Genomic DNA, 1754 nt, shown 5'->3' on the forward strand with positions numbered 1-1754 from the left:
ACTACATCGAGATGTTCTACAACCCGATCCGCCGGCATGGTTCCGCTCGCGGACTGTCACCGGTAGAGTTTGAAAGGCGCTACGCGCAGAGCGGCGACTGAGTGTCTACAGAGCTCTGGCCGGTCCAGTGCAAGGTGACCGTGTGGCCGGTCGACAACTGGTAGATGAGCCTTCCGTCATAACCTGGCAGCTTTCGTTCTGGGGTCATGTAAAGATCCGGGGCGCCGAACTGAGCGATGAACCCGGAGATGGTTCTCGGCGGTCGCGCAGGGGACAAAACGTCCCGTAGCTGCAGTTTGGATGGCGAAGCAGACGCTGGGATCCAGGCCGCGGGAAGAGGTTTAGTCAGATACTCGGTCGACGCATCTTGCTTGTCCTGAGCATGGGCGTGTGACAAAAGCAGAAGCGAGAGAACACAGGCAATGGGAAGTCTCATATGTTCAACCCTGGGCCTAACACCGGAATTAAGCCGACCCGCGAAGCGGGTTCGGCTTGAATGAATTGTTAGGCCCCGCCCGTGACGGGACCGAATGCATCTGGGTTGGTCGCTACGTAGTTGTACAGCAAGTCGGTCAGATCGTCTGGGTATGCATAGAACTCAGAGTCGAGGTCGTCCAACAGGCCAGGAGCCGCGGAGACGGCACGACGGACAATGTCCGCGCAGCTCACCGCGCCGATTGTCTGCAGCGCTTCTGGTGCGAATGCGACCAAGGCAGGATCTTCGTTCTCGAGGAAACTCTCGAAGCCACCACTATTGACTTGGCTCTCAAGCGCCCAGACAGCAGAGAAAACCTGCTGCTGCACAGTTTGGGCGGCGAAATCGACACGACCGTAAGCTGTGCGTTCACTTTCGGAGAGTTCGATAAGGAAGTCGTTCTTGTCCATGCTACGCAGTTCCTTGCGGGGCCTAACACCTGAGTTAAGCCGACCCGCGAAGCGGGTTCGGCTTGAACGAACTGTTATGCGCGCCAAGGTAAACCCGAAGCCGGCGGCTCGCAACGGGTCGGGGAAGCCAGGGAGCACGGACAAAGCTTCCGCCAGCACGGAGCAGGTCGAGGCCAGCAAAGGCCGAAGCCGACAGCGCCGCCAATCCGAAAGTCATGAAGCCATCCTTGTGCCGAGCGGCGCGAACGAGGTGCGTCCGAAGCCGATTTAAGCGAAGCCGGAGAGCACGAATGGGTCGGACAGATCAGCGACCGATCAACGCCGAAGCCGATGGCATGGCGGCATCCAGCACATCACCGAAGCCGACAACACCAACACACCTACCCACGCATAACACCAGAATTAAGCCGACCCGCGAAGCGGGTTCGGCTTGAATGAATTGTTAGGCCGCATTGTTGCCATGTCACTTGCGAACCCGAAGGTAAAAAAGGAAGACAATAAAGGCAAGCCCTGTTGCTACCCAAAGCATACCGAATATCAGGTTGTACAAGGGCTGGCCAAGAAACGTCAGAAAGGCTTGATCCAAGCCGCAATTGCGACGACATGGGCCGATGCCTGCCGGATGCAAGAAGAGCATGATTGAGCCATAGCCGACCGCGATCAGTCCCGCAAAAGAACCGAACACAACTACGAATAGCGAGGGTCGCTTGATCGTTGAGTTCGCAGACCTCTTTCTCATGCGGCCTAACACCTGAGTTAAGCCGACCCGCGAAGCGGGTTCGGCTTGGACGAACTGTTATGCGCGCCAAGGTAAACCCGAAGCCAGCAGCTCGCAACGGGGTGGGCAGAGTGGGGAGCACGGACAAAGC

At 57.8% G+C, this 1754-nt stretch carries 2 protein-coding genes; one reads left to right on the forward strand and one right to left on the reverse strand.

Translation table 11 applies throughout. The features are described from left to right. Positions 1 to 504: 504 nt before the first annotated feature. Positions 505 to 885 carry a DMP19 family protein gene (locus CSC76_RS18930; protein WP_202923577.1) on the reverse strand — a complete coding sequence of 127 codons (381 nt, stop codon included), beginning with the start codon at positions 883 to 885 and terminating at the stop codon, positions 505 to 507. Positions 886 to 1315: 430 nt separating this feature from the next. Between CSC76_RS18930 and CSC76_RS18800 the strand changes: the two genes are divergently transcribed. Beyond that, on the forward strand, positions 1316 to 1528 hold the full coding sequence (locus tag CSC76_RS18800; protein WP_162111482.1) for a hypothetical protein: 213 nt from the start codon (positions 1316 to 1318) through the stop codon (positions 1526 to 1528). The last annotated feature ends 226 nt before the right edge of the window (positions 1529 to 1754 follow it).

Source organism: Pseudoxanthomonas mexicana, from assembly GCF_010093385.1.
Lineage (GTDB): Bacteria > Pseudomonadota > Gammaproteobacteria > Xanthomonadales > Xanthomonadaceae > Pseudoxanthomonas_A > Pseudoxanthomonas_A mexicana.

What these genes read in the sequence shown, in the direction of transcription:
- CSC76_RS18930 (WP_202923577.1), bottom strand. Translation starts at nt 885, where the DNA reads ATGGACAAGAACGACTTCCTTATCGAACTCTCCGAAAGTGAACGCACA.